27 protein-coding genes and 2 tRNA genes are annotated in these 25,277 nt (G+C 48.9%); 4 read left to right on the plus strand and 25 right to left on the minus strand.

What is annotated here, in order from left to right; translation table 11 throughout:
• Nucleotides 1–139 precede the first annotated feature (139 nt).
• On the plus strand, nucleotides 140–1,747 hold the full coding sequence (locus ACO05E_RS02040) for an ABC-F family ATPase (RefSeq protein WP_419811337.1): 1,608 nt from the start codon (nucleotides 140–142) through the stop codon (nucleotides 1,745–1,747).
• Between the two features lie 108 nt (nucleotides 1,748–1,855).
• Here the strand turns inward: ACO05E_RS02040 and ACO05E_RS02045 are convergent, their stop codons facing one another.
• On the minus strand, nucleotides 1,856–2,206 hold the full coding sequence (locus ACO05E_RS02045) for a DUF4870 domain-containing protein (RefSeq protein ID WP_419811338.1): 351 nt from the start codon (nucleotides 2,204–2,206) through the stop codon (nucleotides 1,856–1,858).
• A gap of 171 nt (nucleotides 2,207–2,377) precedes the next feature.
• Between ACO05E_RS02045 and ACO05E_RS02050 the strand changes: the two genes are divergently transcribed.
• Nucleotides 2,378–2,707 (plus strand): glutaredoxin family protein, encoded by a 330-nt coding sequence (locus ACO05E_RS02050; protein ID WP_419811339.1) that lies wholly within the window; start codon nucleotides 2,378–2,380, stop codon nucleotides 2,705–2,707.
• A gap of 108 nt (nucleotides 2,708–2,815) precedes the next feature.
• Here the strand turns inward: ACO05E_RS02050 and ACO05E_RS02055 are convergent, their stop codons facing one another.
• Nucleotides 2,816–4,642: an alkaline phosphatase D family protein gene (locus ACO05E_RS02055; RefSeq protein ID WP_419811340.1), complete on the minus strand. Its 1,827-nt coding sequence runs from the start codon at nucleotides 4,640–4,642 to the stop codon at nucleotides 2,816–2,818.
• A gap of 298 nt (nucleotides 4,643–4,940) precedes the next feature.
• On the opposite strand from ACO05E_RS02055, the gene ACO05E_RS02060 reads away from it, so the two are divergent.
• Nucleotides 4,941–6,872 carry a ribonuclease R family protein gene (locus ACO05E_RS02060; RefSeq protein WP_419811341.1) on the plus strand — a complete coding sequence of 644 codons (1,932 nt, stop codon included), beginning with the start codon at nucleotides 4,941–4,943 and terminating at the stop codon, nucleotides 6,870–6,872.
• A gap of 188 nt (nucleotides 6,873–7,060) precedes the next feature.
• Here the strand turns inward: ACO05E_RS02060 and ACO05E_RS02065 are convergent, their stop codons facing one another.
• From ACO05E_RS02065 to ACO05E_RS02095, 7 genes are all read right to left on the minus strand, one after another.
• The gene (locus ACO05E_RS02065) at nucleotides 7,061–7,810 is read right to left on the minus strand and encodes a TIGR04219 family outer membrane beta-barrel protein (protein ID WP_419811342.1); all 750 of its coding nucleotides are present in this window, start codon (nucleotides 7,808–7,810) and stop codon (nucleotides 7,061–7,063) included.
• Between the two features lie 235 nt (nucleotides 7,811–8,045).
• Complete coding sequence (gene purC, locus ACO05E_RS02070) at nucleotides 8,046–8,756, minus strand: phosphoribosylaminoimidazolesuccinocarboxamide synthase (RefSeq protein ID WP_419811343.1); 711 nt, start codon at nucleotides 8,754–8,756, stop codon at nucleotides 8,046–8,048.
• Nucleotides 8,757–8,825: 69 nt separating this feature from the next.
• Nucleotides 8,826–9,593, minus strand: a complete 768-nt coding sequence (locus ACO05E_RS02075) for an MBL fold metallo-hydrolase (protein ID WP_419811344.1) — start codon at nucleotides 9,591–9,593, stop codon at nucleotides 8,826–8,828.
• Complete coding sequence (bamC, locus tag ACO05E_RS02080) at nucleotides 9,590–10,252, minus strand: outer membrane protein assembly factor BamC (protein ID WP_419811345.1); 663 nt, start codon at nucleotides 10,250–10,252, stop codon at nucleotides 9,590–9,592. Before bamC ends, ACO05E_RS02075 begins: the two co-directional genes overlap by 4 nt.
• A 4-nt stretch (nucleotides 10,253–10,256) precedes the next feature.
• Nucleotides 10,257–11,132: a 4-hydroxy-tetrahydrodipicolinate synthase gene (dapA, locus tag ACO05E_RS02085; RefSeq protein ID WP_419811346.1), complete on the minus strand. Its 876-nt coding sequence runs from the start codon at nucleotides 11,130–11,132 to the stop codon at nucleotides 10,257–10,259.
• A gap of 105 nt (nucleotides 11,133–11,237) precedes the next feature.
• Complete coding sequence (locus tag ACO05E_RS02090; protein ID WP_419811347.1) at nucleotides 11,238–12,311, minus strand: AI-2E family transporter; 1,074 nt, start codon at nucleotides 12,309–12,311, stop codon at nucleotides 11,238–11,240.
• A gap of 4 nt (nucleotides 12,312–12,315) precedes the next feature.
• Nucleotides 12,316–12,558, minus strand: a complete 243-nt coding sequence (locus ACO05E_RS02095; RefSeq protein WP_419811348.1) for a sulfurtransferase TusA family protein — start codon at nucleotides 12,556–12,558, stop codon at nucleotides 12,316–12,318.
• 319 nt (nucleotides 12,559–12,877) lie between these two features.
• On the opposite strand from ACO05E_RS02095, the gene ACO05E_RS02100 reads away from it, so the two are divergent.
• Entirely contained in the window at nucleotides 12,878–14,332 is a 1,455-nt protein-coding gene (locus ACO05E_RS02100; RefSeq protein WP_419811349.1) for a M48 family metalloprotease, read from the plus strand.
• A 107-nt stretch (nucleotides 14,333–14,439) separates the two neighbouring features.
• On the opposite strand, the gene nadA is transcribed toward ACO05E_RS02100, so the two are convergent.
• The 16 genes from nadA to ACO05E_RS02180 form a co-directional block, all read right to left on the minus strand.
• The gene (nadA, locus tag ACO05E_RS02105; protein WP_419811350.1) at nucleotides 14,440–15,468 is read right to left on the minus strand and encodes a quinolinate synthase NadA; all 1,029 of its coding nucleotides are present in this window, start codon (nucleotides 15,466–15,468) and stop codon (nucleotides 14,440–14,442) included.
• Between the two features lie 184 nt (nucleotides 15,469–15,652).
• A tRNA-Lys gene (locus ACO05E_RS02110) sits at nucleotides 15,653–15,728 on the minus strand.
• Nucleotides 15,729–15,825: 97 nt separating this feature from the next.
• Nucleotides 15,826–15,901: transfer RNA gene (locus ACO05E_RS02115), tRNA-Lys, on the minus strand.
• 118 nt (nucleotides 15,902–16,019) lie between these two features.
• Nucleotides 16,020–16,874, minus strand: a complete 855-nt coding sequence (ybgF, locus tag ACO05E_RS02120; protein WP_419811351.1) for a tol-pal system protein YbgF — start codon at nucleotides 16,872–16,874, stop codon at nucleotides 16,020–16,022.
• The gene (gene pal, locus ACO05E_RS02125; protein WP_419811352.1) at nucleotides 16,874–17,434 is read right to left on the minus strand and encodes a peptidoglycan-associated lipoprotein Pal; all 561 of its coding nucleotides are present in this window, start codon (nucleotides 17,432–17,434) and stop codon (nucleotides 16,874–16,876) included. Before pal ends, ybgF begins: the two co-directional genes overlap by 1 nt.
• Nucleotides 17,435–17,461: 27 nt before the next feature.
• Nucleotides 17,462–18,757 (minus strand): Tol-Pal system beta propeller repeat protein TolB, encoded by a 1,296-nt coding sequence (tolB, locus tag ACO05E_RS02130; protein ID WP_419811353.1) that lies wholly within the window; start codon nucleotides 18,755–18,757, stop codon nucleotides 17,462–17,464.
• Complete coding sequence (gene tolA / locus ACO05E_RS02135) at nucleotides 18,754–19,578, minus strand: cell envelope integrity protein TolA (protein ID WP_419811354.1); 825 nt, start codon at nucleotides 19,576–19,578, stop codon at nucleotides 18,754–18,756. The genes tolB and tolA overlap by 4 nt, the downstream gene beginning before the upstream one ends.
• A gap of 15 nt (nucleotides 19,579–19,593) precedes the next feature.
• Nucleotides 19,594–20,043: a protein TolR gene (gene tolR, locus ACO05E_RS02140; RefSeq protein ID WP_419811355.1), complete on the minus strand. Its 450-nt coding sequence runs from the start codon at nucleotides 20,041–20,043 to the stop codon at nucleotides 19,594–19,596.
• Nucleotides 20,043–20,750, minus strand: coding sequence for a protein TolQ (gene tolQ, locus ACO05E_RS02145; RefSeq protein ID WP_419813645.1), 708 nt, complete (start codon nucleotides 20,748–20,750; stop codon nucleotides 20,043–20,045). Before tolQ ends, tolR begins: the two co-directional genes overlap by 1 nt.
• Nucleotides 20,751–20,795: 45 nt before the next feature.
• Entirely contained in the window at nucleotides 20,796–21,191 is a 396-nt protein-coding gene (gene ybgC / locus ACO05E_RS02150) for a tol-pal system-associated acyl-CoA thioesterase (RefSeq protein WP_419811356.1), read from the minus strand.
• Nucleotides 21,191–22,219, minus strand: a complete 1,029-nt coding sequence (ruvB, locus tag ACO05E_RS02155; protein WP_419811357.1) for a Holliday junction branch migration DNA helicase RuvB — start codon at nucleotides 22,217–22,219, stop codon at nucleotides 21,191–21,193. The genes ybgC and ruvB overlap by 1 nt, the downstream gene beginning before the upstream one ends.
• Before the next feature lie 14 nt (nucleotides 22,220–22,233).
• Nucleotides 22,234–22,842, minus strand: coding sequence for a Holliday junction branch migration protein RuvA (ruvA, locus tag ACO05E_RS02160; RefSeq protein ID WP_419811358.1), 609 nt, complete (start codon nucleotides 22,840–22,842; stop codon nucleotides 22,234–22,236).
• A gap of 224 nt (nucleotides 22,843–23,066) precedes the next feature.
• Nucleotides 23,067–23,588, minus strand: a complete 522-nt coding sequence (gene ruvC / locus ACO05E_RS02165) for a crossover junction endodeoxyribonuclease RuvC (protein WP_419811359.1) — start codon at nucleotides 23,586–23,588, stop codon at nucleotides 23,067–23,069.
• 25 nt (nucleotides 23,589–23,613) lie between these two features.
• Nucleotides 23,614–24,015 (minus strand): protease complex subunit PrcB family protein, encoded by a 402-nt coding sequence (locus tag ACO05E_RS02170; protein WP_419811360.1) that lies wholly within the window; start codon nucleotides 24,013–24,015, stop codon nucleotides 23,614–23,616.
• Between the two features lie 77 nt (nucleotides 24,016–24,092).
• Nucleotides 24,093–24,548: a hypothetical protein gene (locus tag ACO05E_RS02175; RefSeq protein ID WP_419811361.1), complete on the minus strand. Its 456-nt coding sequence runs from the start codon at nucleotides 24,546–24,548 to the stop codon at nucleotides 24,093–24,095.
• Nucleotides 24,549–24,662: 114 nt separating this feature from the next.
• Nucleotides 24,663–25,247, minus strand: coding sequence for a hypothetical protein (locus ACO05E_RS02180; RefSeq protein ID WP_421722720.1), 585 nt, complete (start codon nucleotides 25,245–25,247; stop codon nucleotides 24,663–24,665).
• Nucleotides 25,248–25,277 lie beyond the last annotated feature (30 nt).

Genomic DNA, 25,277 nt, shown 5'->3' on the forward strand with positions numbered 1-25,277 from the left:
TTAAGATACACAGAAATCGCTTAATGACTGTCAATTGCACAATCATTCACCAATTTACACGTGTTTCCGGAAGCCTTTTCCGGTATTATCGCGCCCTTCAAAATCCTTTGTTTCACCCTGACTACCCGGGACAAAAGCTGTGATCTCAACCGCTAATATCACCATGCAGTTTGGCGCTAAGCCACTGTTCGAGAACATTTCTGTCAAATTTGGCGATGGCAACCGTTATGGCCTGATTGGTGCCAACGGCTGTGGTAAGTCCACCTTTATGAAGATCCTCGATGGCTCACTGGAGCCAAGTGCAGGTAACGTATCCATCACGCCAAACGAGCGTTTGGGTAAGCTGCACCAGGATCAGTTTGCGTTTGAAGAGTTCACCGTACTCGATACCGTGATGATGGGTAACAAAGAGCTGTGGGCCATTAAAGAAGAGCGTGATGCTATTTACGCCAACCTGGAAGCCACCGAAGACGATTACATGCGTGCCGCTGAGCTGGAAGGTGAGTTCGCTGAGATGGACGGTTACACTGCTGAATCTCGTGCAGGTGAATTACTGTTAGGCGCCGGTATCGAGACTGAATTCCACCAAGGCCCAATGACCGAAGTCGCTCCTGGCTGGAAATTGCGGGTATTACTGGCTCAGGCACTGTTCTCCAACCCGGATATTCTGCTGCTCGACGAACCGACCAACAACCTGGACATCAACACCATTCGTTGGCTGGAAGGCATTATCAACGACATGAAGTGTACGATGATTATTATCTCGCACGACCGTCATTTCCTGAACTCTGTGTGTACCCACATGGCCGACATCGACTACGGCGATATCAAGATCTACCCGGGTAACTACGACGACTTTATGATTGCTTCGACTGCCGCACGTGAGCGTCAGCAATCAGAAAACGCTAAGAAGAAAGCACAAATTGCTGAGCTGCAGCAGTTTGTTAGCCGCTTCTCGGCCAACGCTTCCAAAGCCAAGCAGGCGACTTCCCGTGCCAAGCAGATCGACAAGATCAAGCTGGACGATATCAAGCCGTCTACCCGTCAAAACCCATATATTCGCTTTAACCAAGAGAAGAAGCTGCACCGTCAGGCGGTGGAGATTGAAGCGCTGTCTCACGGCTATGAAGGTGAGACTCTGTTCGCCAATACCGACCTGATGATTGAAGCGGGTGAAAAAATCGCGGTTATTGGTGCTAATGGTGCGGGTAAAACCACTTTCCTGAAATGCCTGGTGAATGGTTTTGATCAGGATGGTATCGAAGCAAATTCCGGCACCATTAAATGGTCGGAGAATGCCAACATCGGCTATTACGCTCAGGATCACGAGTACGAATTCCCACAAGCCACCAACCTGTTTGACTGGATGGAACAGTGGAAAACCGAAAAACACGATGACCAGGCAGTTCGTGGCACCTTAGGTCGCCTGCTGTTTAACCAAGACGATATTAAAAAGTCAGTTAAAGTGTGCTCTGGTGGTGAAAAAGGCCGTCTGCTGTTCGGTAAGCTGATGATGCACGATCACAATATTCTGCTGATGGACGAACCAACCAACCACATGGATATGGAATCCATTGAATCATTAAACATGGCGCTGGAAATGTTTGAAGGCACGCTGTTATTTGTTTCTCACGATCGTGAGTTTGTATCCTCTTTGGCGACCCGTATTATCGAAATTAAAGATAACAAAATCGTCGATTTCCACGGCACCTACGACGAGTACCTGCGCTCTCAGGGTGTTGAGTAACATCTGAAGATTTCCACAGACAATAAAAAACGCCCTGCTATTCTTCGTGAATAACAGGGTGTTTTTTATTAGCTCTAATTATTTATTCTGACAAATCCAATCAAGGCATTACTTAATCAGGCGAATAGCAAAAGGAGCCTGATAGCTATTCCCTTTAGACGCATTAATTGCACCCAGGACACAAAATACCAGATGGCAAAAGCCAATAATCGGGAATAAAAAAGCCCCCATCACAATTATTGTCAGTGCATAGGCAATGGCGTAAGCAATAATCGCGGTGATACACCAGTTAAGCGCTTCTTTCGCATGCGCTAACACAAAAGAATCGTCATTTTTTAACAGATAGAAAACCAGGCCGGGAATAAAGCCAAAGAAAATAGTACCAATCCACAATAGCAACGACAGATTTTTAGATTCTTGTCCGGCAGATTGTGGCTTACCTTCGATCAGATCACTCATGAGATATCTCCCTGTGTATTTAAAATAGTGATGTAGCAGCAACGTAATAAGCTGCCCTGGCAAGATATACTGATAGCTATTGTTATGATTATCTTTAAAAAGATTGTAAAACCGCTACAATCGGAATCTGCACAAGAGCACCAAGAAACAACACCAAAACAAGGATTGTGTATGAAAAAGCTGATATTACTGGTTATCGCCTTAGCGGTTTATCAAAAGTGGCATCACATTGACGCCTTTATTAACCCCCCACCTCCATTTGTTCAAGACCACTTCGGCACCGTTGTTTTATACGCCACCTCCTGGTGTGGTTATTGCCAGCGAGCCCGTGATTTACTGAAAAGCAAAGGCATCCGCTACAAGGAATACGACATTGAGAAATCGACCATTGGTAAGCGGGAATACGATCAGCTGAATGGTTCGGGTGTGCCGTTATTGCTGATTAATGGCGAGGTAGTACGCGGCTTTAATAAACAGAAAATTTTACAGCTGGCTCTTTAATCTTCCTCTCAGAAATGATCCCGATAAGAAATTCAGAGATACGTTAAACAAAAAAACCGCTTTGTTGCCAAAGCGGTTTTTTATTATCAGTTCTGCTACAAAAATGCGTTAAGCAACAGGCGTGATATCGTTCAGCATACGCTTGCCAGCACCTGGCAATACTTCCATTTTTTTACCCACGCTAGCGGTATAGTTAGTCGTCAGAATATCCGATACAAAACGCCACTCACAAGTCGCTTTTTGTTTAGTAAATTCAACCAACATATAACCACGGTTAGCGGCGTTCAGGTATTTCAGGTCATCAACCAAAGTTGTTACTGCAACCTCAAAGCCTTGCTGAAGCGCAGGCGTTGAAAGCGAAACAGTATCCTCAAAACCTGGGGATGTCACAGAAGCTGTAGCGAACTCAACTCCCACTGAACCACCGGCGCGATTTACATCACCCAGACTCGTGGCATTGGAGTTAAGCGGATACAGGTCACTTGCCCAGGCATTGTGAGTATCGCCGGCCAGCACCACTAGATTTTTATTAAAGAACTGAGCGCGCTGTAAAATCTGCTCACGAGCATCCACATAACCATCCCAGGCATCCAGGTTATAAGGTGCACTGCTTGCAACCGCAACCCTTGCAGCTTCAACCGCTGTGACTGTTGGGTCACCTGCCTGAATACGACCTTTAATGGTTGCCAGCTCCAAAAGTAGTGACGCTGTTTCTGCTTGCGCGGTTGATGCATCAGCTCCCGCTTCAATTAATGCCTGAATTTCTCCCAGCTTCTGCAATAACTCCTGTGGTACCAGAATACGGCCCATCACTACCTGTTGGCCTAATACCTGCCATGTGGCGGTAGAGCCCACCATACGGTCAATTGTACGGCTTTGTTGTTCATTACCTAATAAGGTTCGCTCGCTATCCGTTACGGCATCAGCAAAAGCAGCCGCATCAAGGCCACTTGAAGTTAGAAAATCACCATAAGATAAAGGCTCAGTACGGGCTACCTGACGAGTATCCAGCATATGCAGGCTTAACAGGTTGCCGAAATCAAATGAGCGGTCAATCACCGACAAGTCATCACCGGTACGGATCGGCAGCCACTCGTGGTAGGCCTGGAATGCTGCCGCACGACGATCGGCAAATGAGCCTTCATCATCATTGTGGTTCTCGGCACCATCTTTAAACGCATCGTTGGCCAGTTCGTGGTCATCCCACACACAAATAAACGGAGCATTCTGGTGAGCAGACTGAAGATCGGCATCACGACGATACTGGTTATAACGCGCACGGTACTGATCCAGCGTAATAATTTCTTCAGTTGGGTCCAGCTGACGGTTATCAGCAATATTATTCACATCCGGGTATACGCCGGATTCATACTCATAAATATAATCGCCCAGGTGCACAACCGCATCGGCATCAGAATTAGCGATTTCTTTATAGACATTAAAATTACCAAACGGGAAGTTAGCACACGAGCACACTGCCAGTTTGGCATTGGCAACATCACCTGTCGGTAATGTTTTGGTGCGGCCAATCACGGTTTCAGAACCCTGGCCTTTAAACTGGTAATAGTAGGTTGTATTGGCTTCTAAGCCGGTAACATCAACTTTCACCGTGTAATCAACCGATGCATCGGTATCCACACGGCCGGTCTTAATGATGTCACGCATCGCTGAGTCCGTCGCCACACTCCATTCAACCGTGGCCGTTTGGCCGGTATTCTGGTCTGGAGTAATACGGGTCCAGATGATAACGCGATCGGTTAACGGGTCTCCGGATGCCACACCATGGCCAAAATCAAATACTGAGAGCGCTCGCTCGTCATTATCATCGTCATCACTGCCACAGGCGGTTAATACAGCAGGCGTAGAAACCGCGCCAGCACCGGCGGCAACGGATTTCAAAAAGCTACGACGGCTTACTTTAGAATCATGAGTCATAATTCAGAACCTTTTCTTGATTTTGTATTTATTAATTCTGTTGTTTGCTGCGCAATGCCATCGCATGGGCAGCACGTGAGAATCAGCACGCCAATATTGCCTATGAAAAACCCGTTTTCATACAAAAGAATTACAAAAGACTCAAAAAACTGTAACTTTTTGTTATTGAGTCATTCAGAACCCTATTATCCCCGCTTTCCGAGATTGTTTGTGTCCTAAAAACTACCAGCTCTGGCCTAAAATCCGCTTTTTCCGTACACTTGGCGGCCTTTCTAACAGCTATGTGGTTACCCAGCGGATGCTTGATAAAAACGCCCTTTCCCAGCTTAAAAATCTGAAACAAGAGATCCATGACAGCACCCCCCGTCATGAGGGTCGGGTAAGGGCCACAACCGGCCGCTTCGGGTTTGTGAATACCGAGGACAAACAGCAGTTTTTCTTATCTCCGGATGAAATGGAAAAGGTACTGCCGGGCGATCAAATTGCGTTTCGGGTAGAAGCAGCTGGCGAAGGCAAGCAGCAGGCGATCATTGAAAAAGTGATCAGCAGTGAGCTGGATCAGCTCTATGGCCGTTATGTGATTCGTGGTAAAGGTCACTTTATCGAGCCGGATAACGACACGCTGAACCGCTGGATTTTTATTCCACCGAATAAACGCTTAAAAGCACAGGAAGGCGATCTGGTAAGCGCTCATATCAGCCAGCACCCCTTCCCGAATGGCCGTGCTCAGGCGCATATTGATGGCATCATCGGCAAGCCCGGTGAAGATCATATTGAACATCGCTTTATTATGGAAAAAAGTGGTTTATCGGCTGACTTCTCAGAGGCCGAACAACAGCAGGTCAGCCAACTAGTTGAACAAGGATTACAGGCAGAACTGGATAAACGTACCGACCTTACACATCTGCCATTTGTGACCATTGATTCGGCCGGTACCCGCGATATTGACGACGCATTATACGCCGAAGCACACAGCCAGGGTTGGTCGTTATGGATTGCCATTGCTGATCCGGCGGCCTTAATTAACACCAACAGTGCGCTGGATAACGCCGCTGAGCAACGCGCGACTTCATCGTATTTCCCGGATCAGGTACTGCCAATGCTACCACCTGAACTGTCGGAACAATTATGTTCATTGCAGGAAAATGAGCTGCGTCTGGCCATGGTGGTTGAGCTTAAGGTGGCGGAAGATGGCAGCATCGAGAGCACCAATATTCATAATGCCAAGATCCGCAGTCAGGCCAAATTAAGCTATGCCCAGGTCGCACAGCTGATTAAAGGCGAAGATAACGAGATTCCGGCCGAGCTGCATGGTCATATTGTTCACCTGCATAACTGCTCTCTGGCATTGAATCAGTTCCGTGCGGAACACTGCCTGATTATGGAAGAGCGCCCGGATTACAAAATCATCACCGATGAGCAAGGCAAAGCCAAAGAGATTGTGAAGCTTGAGCGTAATCAGGCACATCGTCTGGTGGAAGAATGCATGCTGGCCTGTAACCGCTCGATTGCTGACTGGCTGGCGGAAAAAGAAAGTGGCTTCTTTATCAACCACAGCGGTGTGCGAACTGAGCGCATCGGTGAAGTCGTGGCATTAATTCGTGAACAGCTGGAGTTGGAGCGTAAGCCAAAAATTCAGACTTTAGCGGAGTTTGTTGAGTGGGTTCAGAAAGCCGAACAATGCGATTCTGAATTCCCACTGCGCACTATCATCAGCCGCCAGCTTGAACGCAGCAACCTCTCTCTGGAAGCGGGTGCTCACTTTGGCCTGGGCTTCAGCCACTACACCACCTTTACCTCACCGCTGCGTAAGTACAACGATCTGTTATTGCACCGGATTATTAAGTCTCTGCTGGATGACAGCACGCCAGAATTACCACAACAAACCACGCTGGATCAGATTCAGCAACGCCAGGCAAACAGCCGAATTGCCGCTTCCCAAACCGAGAACTGGCTAAAACTGGACTGGCTGCAACAGCAGGATAAAGAAGCGACTTACGATGCCACCATCGTCCATATGAATTCAGCAAACTTTACCGTGCGCTTAGAAGATTCTGGTATCGAAGGCACCATTGATCGCCGCAAAGCCAAAGGCGACTGGACGTTTGAAACCAAAACTCTGACACACCGCAGTGGTGATATCTGCTTTAAGCTGAATCAGCCGGTTCAGGTGAAAGTGCAGGATCTTAAGCCGCAAAGTCGCAGTGTACGGTTTGTTTTGGTTGATTGAAGTTTATTAAATATTAAGACTGTATATTTTCAAAAGCAGCAACAGGACGTTGCGTGCTTATCGCCAGAGCAGGGACGCGATTGCGATTAGTGCGGCTGAAAATATACCGTCTTAATATTATCGACATAAAAAACGCCGTGGTCTTGTAAACCCGCGGCATTTTTTATTAAGTCAGGTTTTTCTGAAAATCAGAAACCAACTGATAAGCTGGCACCGATATAAGTACCTTTAATATCGGCATCAGCTTCAATATCAGCCAGGTCATCATCGGTTTTCAGCGAGAACGAACGATATCCTGCTTCCAGACCCAGATCGACCAGCGGAATCGGCAGGGTATAACCAAGACCATACGACAGATCCTGTACTTCGTTATCGCCATAAGCGATATAGTTCACATCAACCTGACCATAAATACCAAACGGTGTATCCACTTTAATTTCACCGTATAACAGCGGCATGGTGAAATCCAAATCAACGGTTTCGGTACCGGAAACCGCACCAGTCACTTCTGCTTCACCATCAAACTGACGCGCAGTTAAACCAAAGTTAAAATCAAAAAATGGTACCGGTAATGGCAAGCCCCAGATCAGAGTCAGATCGTTATGGCTCAGGTCGAAGGTTGACGTCACATCTTCATCAAAAGGTGTCCCGGCAAACTCACCATTAATATTGCCATCACCTTCAATCTCTAAAGATGTACGCTTCAGTTTAATATTCGGAATCAGTGGCACCGGATGCTCCAGAAAAACCGTCAGCTGCTGCCCGTTTTCAGAATCCAGATTCAAACCATCATCTTCAACAGAAATACCATCATCCAGCTGGCCTGTTGGTTCAGCGTCCCAAACGCTGGCTTTTGCGCCGACTGTAAATAACAGGTCTGCCTGGGCAGCCATTGGAGTCATTGCTGCTAATAGTGCTGCAATCGCCACTTTTTTCATGATGTGTTCCCGTAATCAATTTGTTATCTAAACGACCAGCCGATTCATAATAATGATTAAACCAGCCTGGTAACTCAGTGTTCCGTTAGTGTGCCTGCAAATGACCAGAATGCCAATTCTTTGCCGCCTGAGGAGTAGTCGATAATTCAAAACCAATCACAAAAAACAAAAAAGCCCGTGAATTAAACATAATTCACGGGCTCGTTTGATTTATTAGCAAGCTGCCAGGTGTTAATTAAAATTCAACACCAATACGCTTACCCACAGCTTCGTAGGACTCAACCACATTACCCAGCCCCTGACGGAAGCGGTCTTTATCGAGTTTTTCACGGGTTTCCGCATCCCACAAACGACAGCCATCTGGTGAGAATTCATCGCCCAGTACTACTTCGCCATTAAACAGGCCGAATTCAAGTTTGTAGTCGACCAGCAGCATGCCACCATCGGCAAACAGTTGCTTCAGAACTGCGTTCACTTTAAACGTCAGCTCTTTCATCTTTTCGATATCTTCTTCCTGTGCCCAGCCAAATGAACGGGCGTGGTATTCGTTCACCATCGGATCGCCGAGTTCATCGTTTTTCAGGAATAATTCAAACGTAGGTGGCACCAGGTCAATGCCTTCATCGACACCCAGACGACGCACCAGACTGCCTGCCGCAACGTTACGCACAACACACTCTAATGGAATCATATCAAGGCGTTTTACCAGAGAGTCGGTATCGGACAGCAGTTTTTCGAAGTGGGTCGGAATACCCGCTTCTGCCAGCTTGGTCATTACAAACGCGTTGAACTTGTTATTCACCAGACCTTTGCGATCTAGCTGTTCCATCTTTTTACCATCAAACGCTGACGTATCGTTACGGAATTCCAGCACCATCAGATCATTGTCGTCGGTTGTGTAAACGGATTTTGCTTTACCGGAATAAAGCAGTTCGCGTTTTTCCATAGGAGTCTCTCCGGAAAATATCATAAAAATAAAACCCGGAAGGCCCGGGTTAAGAATCTGTTCGCACCGTTATAACGCCAACTGATACCAATCGGATACGGTGTCTTGTTCAAGCAGTTCAACATCCGGCGGTAAGCAGTTTAATACCGAAGCTAATAACGCTCTTACCCGGTTGCGATCATTATTCTTTTCGCTGATATGGCCTGCCGTCACTTTTTTCAGACCAGGCCAACTGACTCTGGCCACCAGCTCAGCACATTGCTGATTATTCAGATGACCAAAATTACCTGCCACGCGCGCTCGCAAACTGGGAGGGTACGGGCCAACCTGCAATAATTGCGGGTCATGATTGGCTTCAATCTGTAATGCATGACAACCAGTGTACTGTTCGACGATATGCGGGGTCAGCGACCCTAAATCCGATAACACACCCAGTTTATAACCATCATCACTGCTGATTACATATTGCAGTGGTTCCTGGGCATCATGTGGTACCGTCACCGGTGTCACGCTTAAACCAGCCAGAGTCACCACCTGCTCGGCACGAATGCAATGCCATAACGGGTGTTCCAGCCATTCCATTTTGCGTGCTGTGCCAAAGGATGCATAAAACGGAATATCCAGCGCTTCACACAAGCCCTGCACACCTTTGGCATGATCACTATGCTCGTGAGTTACCCAGACCGCTTTGAGTTGTGCCGGATCAATATCCAGCTGCGCCATGCGCTGCAACGTCACTTTACGGCTGAAACCACAATCAATTAATACACAGTGTTGCTGATGCTCGATCAGGGTGGCATTACCCCGACTGCCACTGCCTAACGATGCGTATTTCACGATTCCAGCTGAGTCTCAATGCTCTTTAATACCGCTTCGGTGACATCCGCTTCGGCCAGTGTATCAGCGTCGGTTAACAGGGATAAATACACCCCCTGACGCGAACGGCTCATTTTCAGCAGATAGGTGGCACTGGTGATCAGCTCTTCACCCCACAGCTTATCCCACCAGCTGCGGTTATCTTCAACGTCCGACTTTTCCACTTCCAGATAATAAGTACCAGTGCTGCGGTTCAGGTCGATCAGTTTCAGGTCTGATGCCGCTACCGCCTCGGTCACCGCCGCCCAGGACGCAGCAAATCCTAAATCAAGACGCAGAATCTGAGTGCCGGCACCATCTTTATCAAGACGTGGATTTAAACTGTCTGAACGGTATTGCGCCAGACTGGTCACACCCACATCGTCCTGCTCTGTTGTTACCAGAGCTAACGGTCGTGGTGTTTCAAATTTTTCCGGGCGCTGTGGCACAACGGCCAGCTCAGGAATCGGGTTGGCATCGCGGAATGGCAAGGGTGGCTCGCCTTCCGGATTGGTAATCACAGGGTAGGTTTCCTGGGTCAGATAATCATCCGCCAGATCATCAAATCCTAACCAGGAGCAACCGCCCAGCAGGACACTGCTGAACATCAGTAGGGCTGCGCGGAAGTTCGTTTTGTTCATACGCTTAAATCAGATCAAATCCAGACATCGCCAGTTCCAGCTTGGCACGATAACGGTTTTCCAGAGCAACCAGCGGCAAGCGAATGCCCTGCCCCATGTAACCCATTTTATGCATAGCCCATTTCACCGGAATCGGATTAGCTTCCGAGAACAGGTTATCGTGCAGTGGCATCAGGCGGTCATTTAATGCTTTGGCTTCATCGGCTTTACCGTCCAGCGCCAGCATACACAGTTCGTGCATCAGCTTAGGTACAACGTTGGCGGTTACCGAGATGTTGCCTTTACCACCCAGCAGAATCAGCTCGTACGCGGTCGCATCGTCACCGGAATAAACCGCCATACGATCGCCCACCAGATCAATCACCTGGCGGGCGCGCTCTAAATCACCGGTCGCTTCTTTTACGGCCACAATCTGTTCCACATCGGCCAGTGCCGCAATGGTTTCCGGCAACATATCGCAGGCAGTACGGCCCGGAACGTTGTACAGAATCTGAGGAATATCAGCGGCAGCGGCAATCGCTTCATGGTGGGCAATCAAACCACGCTGTGGTGGCTTGTTGTAATACGGTGTCACCAACAGTGCGGCATCCGCGCCCAGCACTTTGGCTTCCTGAGTCAGTTCAATAGCTTCTGAGGTGGAGTTGGCTCCGGTACCGGCAATGATCGGACGACGACCAGCGGCCACCTTAACAACACGCTCAATCACAGCACAGTGTTCTTTGGTATCCAGAGTGGCTGATTCACCGGTTGTACCAACAGCAACAATGGCGTCGGTACCTTCCTTTATATGGAACTCAACCAAGCGATCCAGATTATCCCAGTCAATCTGACCATCGTCGTGCATGGGGGTTACCAAAGCAACAATACTGCCGGTAATCATTGAGCAATACTCCAAAGTCTGAGCGTAAAACAGAGGCGCAATACTACTGATGCAGCGCCTCAGACACAAGCGAGAGAGTTTAGAAGAGCGTGATTAAGGGTAAATTTATTCGCCCTCTGCGGGCTCTAAAGTGTCACCACTGGGCCAGGCAGACAACACCGCTTTAAACAGAGTCGCCAGCGGGATGGCAAAAAACACCCCCCAGAATCCCCACAAACCACCAAATACCAGAACCGCCACAATAATGGCTACCGGATGCAGGCTGACCACTTCCGAAAACAACAAAGGCACCAGCACATTGCCATCCAGCGCCTGAATAATGCCATACACCACCATCAGGTAAATAAAGTCATTGCTCCAGCCCCACTGCACATAGCCCACCAGCGCAATCGGAATCGTAATCACCGCCGCGCCGATATACGGAATCAACACCGACAACCCCACACCAATGGCCAATAACGCAGCGTAATTCACCCCCATGATCACAAACGCGATGTAGGTAACACCACCAACAATCACGATCTCAACCACCTTGCCACGAATATAGTTGGCAATCTGTTCGTCCATTTCCGCCCAGACACTGTTCAGCAACTGGCGCTGTTGTGGCAAGAAGGAAGTACACCAGCGGATAATGGCATCAGAGTCTTTTAACAGGAAAAACACCAGAATCGGTACCAACACACAATAAATCAGCACCGCCATCACCCCGGTAATACCAGAGATTGAAAAGCTCACTGCCAGCTGTCCCATTTTCGCCAGTTCATCACCGATCTGCTGGGTCCAATGCTGAACCTGTGCATCCGTTACCAGGTCCGGGTACTTCTGTGGCAGCAACATCAACAGCGCCTGACCTTTACTGGCCATCTTCGGCAGCTCATAAAAGAACTGAGTCGTCTGCTGCCAGATGGCTGGCATAATGACGAACAGCAATGCCAGAAACACCCCAACAAACAACAGAAAAACCACCAGCGTCGAACCCAAATGCCCCAGGCCTCTGCGCTTGCAATAATTCATGCCACCCTGAAGCAAATAGGCCAGCACTACCGCCGTCAGAAATGGCGCCAACACCTGCCCCAGCGTCACAATAACCAGCAAAATACTGGCAATCAGCAGCAACAGCAGCAATGCTTCTTCGTCGGAAAAATAACGATCGATCCAGCGTCTTACGACGTTTAACATGCCCTCAGGCTCCTTTTTTTATCCAATACTGATAGCAGCCATTTTCTTCTTCCGCTTTTATCAGGGTGTGGTGAGTCAGTTCTGTAAATTTATGAATATCGCGCCAGGAACCTGCATCCGTTGCAGTGACCCACAGCACTTCTCCTGGCTGCAATTGCTTCAGCGCCAGCTTGGTTTTCAGCAACGGCATCGGGCATTCCAGCCCGGAAGCATCTAACTGCTGCTGATAAGGATTTGAATTCGACACAACTTTCGCCTTTTGACAAACCGGGCGCACATTATACGGATGTAGCTGCTTTTGGTAATGACTATCGGCGGTCATTAACAGCAGTGGTAACCAATAGTGGCAGCAACCGATAAATAGTAGCCTCACTGATAATAATCGCTACACTGTATCAGTAACAGAGTCGGAACTCGGCGCAGAATTCTTTGCAAACCTTTGCCCGGGTTTTGCAGAACTTTTCGGCCGATATGCTGCCTACCGTGATCATATACGACATAATCAGCAGCCTTTGCCCAGCGTTCAGCTCATTATCTGAACGAAAAAACGGATCGGGAAACCTATTTTGAAACCAGCAGCTTGCCTTTTTACACTGCTCGCCTCATTACCATTTGCCATACACAATGCCAATGGTGCCAACAACGAACTTCCGGATTTAGGCGATAGCGCATCAGGCTATGTATCGCTGCAGCAAGAACATACTTTAGGCCGCTTATGGTTGCGCCAGCTGCGTCGCCAGGCACCCACCATTGAGTTACCACTGGCCAATCAGTTTCTGGAAAATCTGATTTACCGCCTGATTCCCCACAGTGAAGTCAAAATCTCAGACTTTGAATTTATCATTGTTGACCAACCAGAATTAAACGCCTTTGCGGTACCCGGCGGCATCATTGGTATTAACTTCGGCATCATGCTGCACGCTCAGGATGAAGACGAATTGTCATCAGTACTGGCACACGAATTAGCGCACCTGAGTCAGCGTCATTTTGCCCGCCAGATCGAACAGGCTGAAAAACAACAACCGCTGGCCATTGCCACTTTATTGGCCAGCATTCTGTTAATTGCCACCAACAATGCCGATGCCGGTTTTGCCGGGTTGGTCGGTAGTCAGGCAGCATCCATTCAGAATCGCCTGGCTTACAGCCGTGACTGGGAACGAGAAGCTGACCGGATTGGTATGAAGGCGCTGGTTGGCGCCGGACTCGACCCTTACGCCATGCCCAGCATGTTCCAGGGTATGGCAAACGCCAACCGCTATTACAAACGCCCGCCGGAGTTTTTATTAACTCACCCGGTAACCGAAACCCGGGTCGCTGATGCCGCCGGACGTGCTGAGAATTATCCGCGCCGCCCGCGTTTAATCAGCTTCGAATTTGATATTCTGAAAAACATCGCACAAATGCGCTATCAATTAAAAGAAGCCGACCAGCAAGCGCACTTTGAACATCAACTGACCCTGGAAAGCAAAAACAGCCAGCGCTATGCCGCCGCCCAAATCTCATTAGCCCTGATTGCAGCGGAGAATGATCAGCCCGAGCATGGCTTAAAGATACTGGATCAGATTGTTGCGCCCTATAACGACCATATTGCCTTCACCAGCCTGAAGGCCGAATTATTGGCACAGAAGAAAGATTTTAAAACCGCACTGGCTGTATTAAGTGATGCACTGGTATTTCAGCCGGAAGACTTCCAACTGCAAATGACCAACGCTCGTATCCTGATGGCCGCGACGGAATATGACAAAGCCACGCAACAGCTGAAACACTTGTCAGAGCAACGTCTCACCAACCCGCTGGTGTGGCGTAAACTGGCCGAAGCCGCAGGCAAAGATCAGCAAAAGATTCTGGCTCATCGGGCAAATGGTGAATACCTGTTTGCCACAGGCTCTCAGGGCAAGGCATTACGACAGATGGAGCTGGCTTTAAAGCAAGCAAAGCAACAGCAGGACTTTCATCAGGAAGCGGCAATTACTCGCCGGGTCAGAGTCATGGCCAATAGCCCAACCTCTTTTGGCAATTAATGACACGGCAATCAGGCACCAAACCTACCGGATATAAAAAATGCCGCCTCAGTTAACTGAGGCGGCATTTTTGTTTAGCAAGCGGAGCGTTTTTTATGCCAGCACTTTTATTTATTAAAGTTCAGCATACGATCAAGGCTGATAACCGCACGCTGACGTAAACCTTCTTCAATCAGAATTTCCTGATCGCCGGTTTTTAACACGTCTCGCATATTACGCAGCTCATTCATACCCATCCACGGACAATGGGCACAGCTGCGACAAGTCGCACCGTTACCGGCGGTTGGTGCTTCAATCAATAATTTATCCGGAGCCTGCTGCTGCATTTTATAAAAAATGGCTTTGTCCGTTGCCACAATCAGCGTTTCATTCGGCAGGTTTTTCGCCGCAGCAATTAACTGACTGGTTGAGCCGGCCACATCCGCTAACTGAACAACTGCATCCGGCGATTCCGGGTGAACCAGAACCGCAGCATCCGGGTGAACCTTCTTCAGGTCTTCAACCCCTTTGGCCTTAAATTCATCATGCACAATGCAGGCACTGTCCCACAAGATCATATCGGCACCGGTCTGCTTCTGAATATAAGTGCCCAGATGCTTATCCGGCGCCCAGATCAGCTTCTGACCCTGCTCTTTCAGATGTGTCACCACATCCAGTGCAATACTTGAAGTTACCACCCAGTCAGCACGTGCCTTCACCGCCGCTGAGGTATTGGCATACACCACCACGGTACGATCCGGGTGCTGATCGCAGAATTGAGAAAATTCTTCAACCGGACAACCCAGATCCAGTGAACAGGTGGCTTCCAGCGTTGGCATCAGAATACGCTTTTCCGGGCTGAGAATTTTGGCTGTCTCGCCCATAAAGCGCACACCCGCTACCAACAAGGTACTGGCCTTATGATCACGACCAAAACGCGCCATCTCCAGCGAGTCAGCAACAGTGCCACCGGTTTCATCAGCCAGCGCCTGAATCTCCGGGTCACAGTAGTAATGAGCCACCAAAGTTGCATCTTCCTGCACCAGTAACTCACGAATCTCCTGCTTCAGCGATTCGCGTTCGTCCAGCTCAATTACTTCCGGCTTTGACCAGTATTCACGGATTACCTGTTGTGGCGTTTGTACTGCGTCAGTCATCTTTCTCTCATCACCTGCGTGTTCGGTGTCAGCATTTTATCATAGCGAGTTATTTTCGATTGAAGTGCAAGCGGCTGCAACCCATCGTTGTTGTTTTCAATACCCGGGCCAATTCTGGCTCATGATAAAAAACCATAAAAAAAGGGGAGAAAACCATTGGCTTTCTCCCCTTTTCAGGAATAAGTGGTGGGTCGTGCTGGATTCGAACCAGCGACCAATTGGTTAAAAGCCAACTGCTCTACCAACTGAGCTAACGACCCGATAAGTGCTGCGCGATGTTACTTGCGTTTTTTCTGATTTTCAAGTCATTTTTGAAAAATCATTAATAAAATCAGTCACTTAACTTCCGTTTGATGATGGTGGGTCGTGCTGGATTCGAACCAGCGACCAATTGGTTAAAAGCCAACTGCTCTACCAACTGAGCTAACGACCCCGGAAGTGCGGCGTATAATACAGACATATTTCTTAGTGGCAAGTACTTTTTTAAAAAAAGTTTCTTTTTCAGCAACTTAGCCACTGTTAACAGCTTGCCCGCGCCACCGGACAAGCGTTTATTGCGCTGTGGGTAATTTCTTCAGATACGATTTTGCCAGACGTACGGTTGCATCTGACTGACCCTCGTACTGCTCAATCACGCGGGTTAACCAACGACGTGCCTGCTGATCATCACCCAACTTGTGAAACGTAACACCCAGCTTATAGGTAGCATCGGCGGCTTTGCCATGGCCAGAAAAATTCTGCACCACCTGCTCAAAGGCATTTTTGGCTGCTTCAAACTGGCTCTGCACCAAATACACTTCACCATTCCAGTACCAGGCGTTGGCAACCAGTTTGTCATTCGGGTATTGCTGCACAAATGCTGTAAAGGCGTTATTGGCCTCACTGTATTTTTTCTCACGCACCAGCGTCATGGCCGCTTTATAGACCTCAGCCGGGGATTGTGTGCTTGTCTGCGTATTTGTCTGGCTAGTTGTCTGAGCTGCACTCTCTGTAATAGCTCCAGCCGAACCTGCGCCAGCGGCAATCGGTTTTAGCGCTGCTTTGGGTTGGCTTAAAGTGGCGACCCGACGATCAAGGTCGAGATAACGGGCTTGCTGGTCACGCTCCATCACGCTGAGTTGCTGCCCCTGAGATTCAACCTGACTGCGCAGTTCAGCAATTTCCTGCTGCATCTGTTCAAGTTGCAGTAATAATTCAGATAACAAATCGGAGGAGTCAGCATCCGCTTCTGAAGAAGCTGAATGATGTGTTGCGGAAGGTAAAGATAAGGATGACGAAGAGGATGGCGATTGGGTATCAGGCTGTGCAGGTGCCACCGAACGGCTGGCACCTACCGAAACCCATTCATCCTCTGCTACAGCACCAGCCGCTAAGGCCAGTGCTAAAGGCAGGATGATGGTTTTCATTAACGGCTCTGGTATTTCACTTCAACGCGACGGTTCTTTTCCCAGGAAGCAGCGTCATGGCCAACAGAAGCCGGACGTTCTTCACCGAAGCTCACTACCTGCAGCTGACCCGCTTTTGCGCCGTTAGCCATCAGGAAACGACGAACAGTCATTGCACGACGCTCGCCCAGAGCCAGGTTGTATTCAACCGTACCGCGCTCATCCGCGTGACCTTCCAGTACAACACGTGCAGATGGATTAGCCGCCAGGTAAGCCGCGTGTGCTTTTAATGCATCTTTGCCTTCTTCTTTCAGAGTGCTCTGATCAAAGTCGAAGTAGAAAACAGTCAGTTCCAACAGTGCCAGCTCAGCTTCTTTTGCCTGAGCTTCCAGTGCCTGACCAGCAACCGCGCCAGCTTCAACCGCATTGGTTTGTGCATCAGCAGCCTGTGATTCAATTGCTGTTGGCTCAGAAGACGCTGCGCTCTCGTCAACACCACCAGTGCTTGAACAAGCAGAAATCAGTGCCGCGCTCAGCGCCAGTCCAAAAGCTTTATACAGTGCAGTTTTTTGCATATCCATTTATCCAATCTGAAGTTAGTTTGAAAATCATTGTAAAATTGGTGACCAAGCAGGTTCTCTGACGTCGCCGTAACGCGATGGTAACCGGAATTTCACCTCTCCATCGACCGATACCGCCGCAAGAATGCTGCGATCTGCCTCACTTGCGGCATAAACTACCATACTTCCATTAGGTGCAACACTAGGCGATTCATCCAATTCGGTCTCACTGGTCAAAATGTGCACTCTGCCCGTTCTGATTTCCTGTGAAGCAATATGGAATCGATCCGCCGACTGATGCACGTATACCATCTTGCGACCATCAGCCGTAATTCTTGCCCGGGCGTTGTAGCGTCCTTCAAACGTCAGCCGTTTTACTTTTTTATCCGCCAGAGATACCTGATAAATCTGCGGTCCACCAGCACGGCTGGAAGTAAAAATCAGACTCTCACCATCCGGCATCCACTGAGGTTCAGTATCAATACCATAATGGCGGGTAATACGCTCCAGTTGACGTGTTTCCAGATCCAGAATCCAAACGTCTGGATTGCCTAACTGCGAGCGGACAAACGCCAGCTTTTTACCATCCGGAGAAAATGCCGGAGCACTGTTTGAACCGCGAAATGCCGCGATTTTCTCGCGTTTTCCGGTCGCCAGTGTCTGAAAAAAGATTTCGCTTTTACCGTTTTCAAATGAAACATAAGCAACGGTTTTTCCATCTGGAGACCAGGCCGGTGAAATAATCGGATCATCGGATTTAAAAATCAGTTGCTCACGCGCACCATCGGCATCGGCATAGTTCAGATTAAACCGGGTTCGTTGTGGGTTAGTGGTGACATAAATCAGCTTGGTGGAAAATACACCACGAACGCCGGTCAATTTATTAAAAATAAAATCACTGATGTAATGCGCCACATCGCGTAGCTGGCTGGCTTTGCCTTTTACCCGATGACGAAATACCTCAACCTGTTGATGTACATCGAGCACATGAAACTCAACGGCATAACCTGTCGGTGATGTATTTATCCGGCCAATCACAACAAAGTCCTGCTGCAAGCGCGACCAATCCGGGTACACCACTTGAGATAATTCACTCGGGCGACTGATCATATTAGCCGCTGGCATCACTGAGAAATAACCACTGGAAGCCAGATCATTGGCCACAATTGCACTGACATCCTCCGGCAATTCGTTATTGCCGCTCAGAGCAAAAGGCACCACCGCAATCGGAATGGCACTTTCTTTACCTTCCGTGATTTCAATGAGCAACTCAGAATATGCACCTTTCGAAAATATTATTGCAATACTAGCGACTATATTAAGAATCAGAGCACGAGCTGTCATGACGCATTCTCCGGCTGAAATTTCATCGTGATATTACGAAAGTTTCGCTCAAACTCCACAATATCTTTAGGAACTGGCAAAGGTGAGGCTTTATAAATTGCTTGCTCGACCAAACGATCAAATGCCTCATCCCCACTAGCATGTATAACTTGTACTTGCACAACCTCTCCTGTTGGAACCAATGTAATTCTGAGTAGAACCTCTAAATCTCTATTCGTTCCATAGTTAAAACTCCAATTAGATGTAACGAGTTGCTTAATCTGAGCTGCATATTCAGCTTTTATTTTAGCTGAACGCTCCTCCTGCTCCTCAGCTTGTTTCTGAGCTTCTAGTTCGGCTTGTGCTTCTTCCTGCGCAAGCTGCTCAAGCATAGCCTGCTCTTGCTCCAGACGTTCACGTTCTGCTTGTGCTGCCGCGGCCTTTTGCTGAGCAATTTTTTGTTCGGCAACGCGTTTAGCTTCAGCCTTACGTTTTTTCTCGGCTTGCGCTTTTTGTTTAGCCAGATTTTGTTGCTTTAATTTTTCCTGACGCGCTTTTTCTTGTTTACGCTTGGCAGCCAGCTTGCGCTGTCGTTCTTTTTCAGCACGGCGTTTCGCTTCACGCTGTTTGCGTTTCTTCGCTTGCTCCGCTTTACGCTGGCGCTCTTTTACCGCTTTATTTTCCTCCTGAACCACATTTGCCATCATATGTTGAGGTGTTGGCTCAAGACGCTGAGAATGGCTATCCGGCCACTCAATTAAAAATAACCCCGCCACCAGCAGATGAATCACAACGGCAATAACGGTGGCAAAACCATAACTGTCTGGGTTCTTCCAACTCATATTCTTATAACTCACTCAGCGCGATGCCTGAGGGTCCGGAGCTTCGGTAATTAACCCAACATTACTGATGCCTGCGGCCTGCAAACCACCCATCAGCTGCACCACTTTGCCATAGGCAACGTTTTCGTCACCACGAATCAGCAATTTGGTAGCAGGCACCTGACGGGTAATTTTTCCGGCGTAATCAGCCACATCCGCCAGCGCCATGGCTTTAGGATCATCATCGCCGCGCTCAACAAAATACAAACCTGCAGCATTCACCGACACAATAATGGTGTTATCTTCCGGTTCAATTTCGGTTGGTGTGGCATCAACATTGGGTAAATCGACGGGTACGGTTTGCACCAGCATGGGCGCCGTGACCATAAAAATAATCAGCAGCACCAGCATCACATCGATGTAGGGCACGACATTAATTTCTGCCATGGGGCGGCGCTTTTGTGCCGGAGGTGCCATCGGTTCCATTATTGCGCATCCACTTTAGCGGCTTTTTCAGACTGCGATGCCTGGTGAATTTTATGCGCCTGACGATACAACAGGGATGAAAATTCATCGGCAAAGGTGTGCATCCCCGTTACCATCTGATCAACCCGGGTGGCAAAGCGGTTATAAAAAATCACTGCCGGAATCGCGGCTAATAAGCCCATGGCCGTTGCCACCAGCGCTTCTGAAATACCCGGTGCAACAGTAGCAATCGTTGCTTGCTTAACCGCAGCTAATCCCTGAAATGAGTGCATAATGCCCCACACGGTACCAAATAAACCAATGTAAGGACTGGTTGAACCTACGGTCGCAAGAAACGGTAAATGGGTATCCAGCGCTTCCGATTCACGGGTAATGCTGATGCGCATGGCACGCTGTACCCCGGCCATGACGGCATCCGGGTCGTTGGTATTCTGCTGACGCATTTTGCTGAATTCTTTCAGCCCGGCCATAAAGACGTTTTCAACGGCACTATGGGTCGGATGCTGTTGGCATTCGCGATACAGGGCATTTAAATCCACACCCGACCAGAAACGCTCTTCAAAATCGAGCAGCTGATCACGGCTGGCCGATAACAAACGGCTACGCTGGACAATCACAATCCAGCTGAGTACCGAGGCGGCCAGCAGCATTAACATCACCAGTTGCACCACAATGCTGGCATTAGCAATTAACGAAATAATGGACATGGATTCGTTCACAAACACTCCTGACGGTTTGTAGTCATTAATAAATTACAGTGCAGACCGTATGTCTGCCGGTATTGCTCTGGGTTTACCGCTGCTGTCGATACAAGCGATGGAAACACTGCCACTGACCAGGGGCTGCTCGCCCTCTGAGGAAACACGATAAACCGTCTGAGCCATGTTAAAACTGGCTTTACCCATCTTTTCGACGGTCACACTGACCTCAAGTTCGTCATCCAGACGAGCCGGTTGCAGATATCTGGCGTTCACTTCGCGCACTACAAATAGCACACCTTGTTGGCGCAGCAGCTCCTGATTAAACCCTAACTGGCGCAGCCATTCCGTGCGAGCACGCTCAAAAAACTTTAAATAATTGGCGTAATAGACAATGCCACCGGCATCGGTATCTTCGTAATAGACACGCACTGGCCAACGAAATTCCATCAGTCGGCCTCGTCTGCCAGAAAACGCTTGGGTAATTCCAGACCAAAGTGCTGATAGGCCTGACGCGTTGCCATACGACCGCGTGGGGTACGGGTAATATAACCCTGTTGCATCAAATAAGGCTCCAGCACATCTTCAATGGTGTCACGTTCTTCACCAATCGATGCTGCCAGACTTTCCACACCGGCTGGGCCGCCATCGTATTTTTCCAACAGAGTCAGTAACAAACGGCGGTCCATATGATCGAAGCCCTGAGCATCAACATTGAGCATATTCAACGCCGCGTCAGCCACATCCTGATTCACCACGCCATCGGATTTTACCTGAGCATAATCACGCACACGGCGTAATAAACGATTGGCAATCCGTGGGGTTCCACGGGCACGACGGGCAATTTCACGAGCCCCCTGGTCATCGACTTCCAGCTCCATCAAACGACCGGAACGCGCCACAATGCCGGTTAAATCGTCGATATTATAAAATTCCAGGCGCTGCACAATGCCAAAGCGATCTCGCAGTGGTGAGGTTAACAAGCCAGCGCGAGTTGTCGCTCCGACCAATGTAAAAGGTGGTAAATCAATTTTGATGGAACGCGCAGCCGGGCCTTCACCGACCATAATATCCAGCTGATAATCTTCCATTGCAGGATATAACACCTCTTCCACCGCCGGGTTCAGGCGATGAATTTCGTCGATAAATAACACATCCCCTTCTTCCAGATTGGTGAGCATGGCGGCCAGATCACCAGCCTTTTCCAACACCGGGCCAGAGGTGGATTTAATCTGCGAGCCCATTTCTTCGGCAATGATATTCGCCAGCGTGGTTTTACCCAGACCCGGCGGGCCAAACACCAGCGTATGATCCAGTGCTTCACCACGTGCACGAGCAGCACCAATAAAAATTTCCATTTGCTCACGCACATGCGGCTGACCGATATAATCATCCAGACTTTTCGGACGAATGGCACGATCCTGGCGTTCTTCACCCATGGCAGGTTGTGGGCTGATAAAGCGATCTTCTTCAATCACAGTGCATTACCTTGTTATCGACCCAGCGTGCTTTTCAGCGCCAAACGAATCAGCTCTTCGGCTGATGCATCATCGGCGGCCACTTTATTCAGCATCTTGGCAGCATCGGTCGGTTTATAACCCAGTGCGACCAGTGCACTTTCTGCTTCGGCCAGTACCTGATCACGCGAGGCTTTTTCGGCCTCATCGACGGCTGCCCACAGCGGAGCAGGTGCCTGCCATTCTTTCAGGCGGTCACGCATTTCTACAATTAAGCGTTCGGCGGTTTTTTTGCCAACACCCGGCAGTTTGGTTAACGCCGTTACATCTTCGGCATGCACACAGCTGGCAAACGAATTGACGTCCATGCCGGATAAAATCGCCAGCGCCAATTTAGGGCCAACACCACTGACTTTGATCAGCGTCCGGAATAAGGTGCGCTGACCTTTATCACTGAAACCATAGAGCTGATGGGCATCTTCACGAATTGCCAGATGGGTGAAAATCACCGCCACATCACCGGGCTTGCCTAAGCTGACAAACGTCGATAACGGAGCCTGGACTTCATAGCCCACACCGTTCACATCAATTAATAAATCGGGAGCTTGTTTTTCGAGGATGATGCCTTGCAGACGACCAATCATGGGAATTCAGATACTTGCGTTAAATAAAGCGGCTAGCCTATCAGTAAAATGGGGGAAGGCTCAATTCAGTGGCTTGTGTTCACTGCATAATCCGCTCTGTTCGGAATGTTTTCAAAAGCAGCAACAGGATGTTGCGACCGCGCGGCAGGCCATGGACGGCCCTTCGGCGCGGCGGCTGAAAATATTCCGAACAGAGCTGATGCTTCCAGAGTCAGCAACAGCGTTTAGATTTTCACCCGCCCACGGGCAAAACTTTTAATACCCGCCTGAGTCACTAAGCTGGCGCGGGTGTTGGCATGAGTAATCGCGATAGCCAGCGCATCCGCCGCATCCGCCTGAGGTTTGCCCGGCAATTTCAACAAGTGCTGCACCATCATCTGCACCTGCTCTTTGGTGGCACTGCCTTTGCCAACCACCGCCTGCTTAATGCTTCTGGCTGCGTATTCGCCAACCGGCAAGCCCTGCAATGACGCCGCTACGATAGCCACACCACGAGCCTGCCCCAGCTTTAGCGCTGAATCGGCATTCTTCCCCATAAATACCTGCTCGATGGCAAACTCCTGCGGTGAATAGGTTTCGATTAACTCAGTGACACCATCAAAGATTTTTTTCAGACGCTCAGGCAGCTCACCATCACCCACACGGATGCAACCACTGGTGATGTATTCGTTTTTTTGTCCAACTGAATTGATAACCCCAAATCCGGTAATACGAGACCCTGGGTCAATGCCAAGAATAATGGCCATAAAGAAAGGCGCCGCTGTCGAAATGTTATTGAGCAGGAATTGTCTTATAAACCGGCGGCGAGCGGAACTCCCAGGTTTGTCCGCTATCTTTGTTCACCACCCGGGCTGTTTGCCAATTGGCTGGTAACGCCACATACACACATGGAGTTGTGATGACCTGAGCGGTTAAATACCCCTCAGCCGGGCGGGTTTCACGGTAGTGAATACTTACCATACCATCACGTTCTGTCATACGATGATCAATACCATAACCGGCTGAAGGACGCTGTCCTAATGATAGGCGCACTCCATCACGGTTAATCAGGGCAACGCCTTCATGAGCGGTGCAATTTGGTTTTGGCTCTGACGGCTGCAACAACACGGTACTGGTGGTACAGGATGCCAATACAGGCAGTAATAACAATAAAGCAGATCGTAATAGCATCATTCGGTTGTTGCGTTTCCTGTTACTTTTTAATCAAAAGAGTATCGGGTGTTGTTCGTCACCAGTCATTAGCCGGCTTATCACCAGTCGTTCGCCGACAAGGCAGCACGGACGGTACGCATTTTTTCGGTTTCTTCCAGCTGAATCAAGCTATCAAACAACTGTCGGGCTTCTACACTGGTCGCTTCGCTGGCCATCTGACGATAGAGCGCTATCAGATAGTCATCGATTCTCAGAGCAACCTGCACCAGTTCATCCACCGAGATATCGGCATGATACTCTTTGCAACCTTCCAGCGCCTGGGAAATGGAGCCGGGTTCAAACTGATGCCATTCCTCCAATACCCGCTGACTGGTGTGTTCGTGCAGGTTTTGCATCGAGCGCGCCAGCTGTTCTTCGTGATCGGCCAGCAACTGCAACATCATATCAACCCGTTCACGCTGGGTTTGATCGCGTAATTGCTGATACAAATTGCTGGCATGCTTATGGATTTTGTGACTGTAATCGAGTACATCTTTAACGGTTGAATAACTCATACAACACCTCTGTTGCTGGCCAATAGCATCATAATAGTTAAGCTTAGCTCGCTTGCGCTGTATTGCGCATCAAACAACGAACGACTTAAATGTCATGCAACCTGTTATCAGCCACTAATGGTCATGATCTGAGTACGAGCCGTGATCTGCTTGAGAGCTGCCGTCGTCATCATTCTGGGCATTAAACTGCGTTTCAATCTGAGAGGCATACTGGCGCACCAGCTGTTTGTCCTGGTCAGACACACCCTGAGTTGACATCAGCATCATCAATGACGTTTGCATCATTTCAGTCATCATCGCTTTTTGTTCAGCCGGAACCGGAGCCTGCTCCAGCTTTGCCAGCTGTTCTTCAAGTTGGACAACGGTGATCTGCTCCTGTTCCATTTGCAACGCCATATACGCCAGGCTGATATCACGGGAAGCCGCTGACCACTGCTCAACATTCTGATAGCCCTGCTTGCGGGTCAGCTGATTAAATTCGTCATATAAACCTTTGGCACGTAACAGCTCGATACTTTTTGCAAACACCTGCTCCATATCACTGGACTCTTCCATAATATGCTCAGAATGCAGCGCTTCCTGATGCTGATGCAGCCAGCTGGTTAACGATGGCATCGCCGTTAGCCACTGTTGAATACGCTTTTCGCTCAGGTTATCTGCCAGCAGCATGGGCGATAAACCTAACAAAAGAACGGTCATAACAAGTTTACGAACATCAGTCATTGCAAT

This window comes from Bacterioplanoides sp., from assembly GCF_965226395.1.
GTDB lineage: Bacteria > Pseudomonadota > Gammaproteobacteria > Pseudomonadales > Oceanobacteraceae > Bacterioplanoides.

What these genes read in the sequence shown, in the direction of transcription:
- purC (WP_419811343.1), bottom strand. Translation starts at nt 8,756, where the DNA reads ATGGAAAAACGCGAACTGCTTTATTCCGGTAAAGCAAAATCCGTTTAC.
- nadA (WP_419811350.1), bottom strand. Translation starts at nt 15,468, where the DNA reads ATGACTGACGCAGTACAAACGCCACAACAGGTAATCCGTGAATACTGG.
- tolR (WP_419811355.1), bottom strand. Translation starts at nt 20,043, where the DNA reads ATGGAACCGATGGCACCTCCGGCACAAAAGCGCCGCCCCATGGCAGAA.
- ybgF (WP_419811351.1), bottom strand. Translation starts at nt 16,874, where the DNA reads ATGAAAACCATCATCCTGCCTTTAGCACTGGCCTTAGCGGCTGGTGCT.
- ACO05E_RS02170 (WP_419811360.1), bottom strand. Translation starts at nt 24,015, where the DNA reads ATGATGCTATTACGATCTGCTTTATTGTTATTACTGCCTGTATTGGCA.
- dapA (WP_419811346.1), bottom strand. Translation starts at nt 11,132, where the DNA reads ATGATTACCGGCAGTATTGTTGCTTTGGTAACCCCCATGCACGACGAT.
- ACO05E_RS02060 (WP_419811341.1), top strand. Translation starts at nt 4,941, where the DNA reads ATGCTTGATAAAAACGCCCTTTCCCAGCTTAAAAATCTGAAACAAGAG.
- ybgC (WP_419811356.1), bottom strand. Translation starts at nt 21,191, where the DNA reads ATGGAATTTCGTTGGCCAGTGCGTGTCTATTACGAAGATACCGATGCC.
- ruvA (WP_419811358.1), bottom strand. Translation starts at nt 22,842, where the DNA reads ATGATTGGTCGTCTGCAAGGCATCATCCTCGAAAAACAAGCTCCCGAT.
- ACO05E_RS02045 (WP_419811338.1), bottom strand. Translation starts at nt 2,206, where the DNA reads ATGAGTGATCTGATCGAAGGTAAGCCACAATCTGCCGGACAAGAATCT.
- ACO05E_RS02055 (WP_419811340.1), bottom strand. Translation starts at nt 4,642, where the DNA reads ATGACTCATGATTCTAAAGTAAGCCGTCGTAGCTTTTTGAAATCCGTT.
- ACO05E_RS02050 (WP_419811339.1), top strand. Translation starts at nt 2,378, where the DNA reads ATGAAAAAGCTGATATTACTGGTTATCGCCTTAGCGGTTTATCAAAAG.
- tolA (WP_419811354.1), bottom strand. Translation starts at nt 19,578, where the DNA reads ATGAGTTGGAAGAACCCAGACAGTTATGGTTTTGCCACCGTTATTGCC.
- ACO05E_RS02090 (WP_419811347.1), bottom strand. Translation starts at nt 12,311, where the DNA reads ATGTTAAACGTCGTAAGACGCTGGATCGATCGTTATTTTTCCGACGAA.
- ACO05E_RS02065 (WP_419811342.1), bottom strand. Translation starts at nt 7,810, where the DNA reads ATGAAAAAAGTGGCGATTGCAGCACTATTAGCAGCAATGACTCCAATG.
- tolB (WP_419811353.1), bottom strand. Translation starts at nt 18,757, where the DNA reads ATGACAGCTCGTGCTCTGATTCTTAATATAGTCGCTAGTATTGCAATA.
- ACO05E_RS02175 (WP_419811361.1), bottom strand. Translation starts at nt 24,548, where the DNA reads ATGAGTTATTCAACCGTTAAAGATGTACTCGATTACAGTCACAAAATC.
- tolQ (WP_419813645.1), bottom strand. Translation starts at nt 20,750, where the DNA reads ATGTCCATTATTTCGTTAATTGCTAATGCCAGCATTGTGGTGCAACTG.
- ACO05E_RS02180 (WP_421722720.1), bottom strand. Translation starts at nt 25,247, where the DNA reads ATGACCGTTCTTTTGTTAGGTTTATCGCCCATGCTGCTGGCAGATAAC.
- pal (WP_419811352.1), bottom strand. Translation starts at nt 17,434, where the DNA reads ATGGATATGCAAAAAACTGCACTGTATAAAGCTTTTGGACTGGCGCTG.
- bamC (WP_419811345.1), bottom strand. Translation starts at nt 10,252, where the DNA reads ATGAACAAAACGAACTTCCGCGCAGCCCTACTGATGTTCAGCAGTGTC.
- ruvC (WP_419811359.1), bottom strand. Translation starts at nt 23,588, where the DNA reads ATGGCCATTATTCTTGGCATTGACCCAGGGTCTCGTATTACCGGATTT.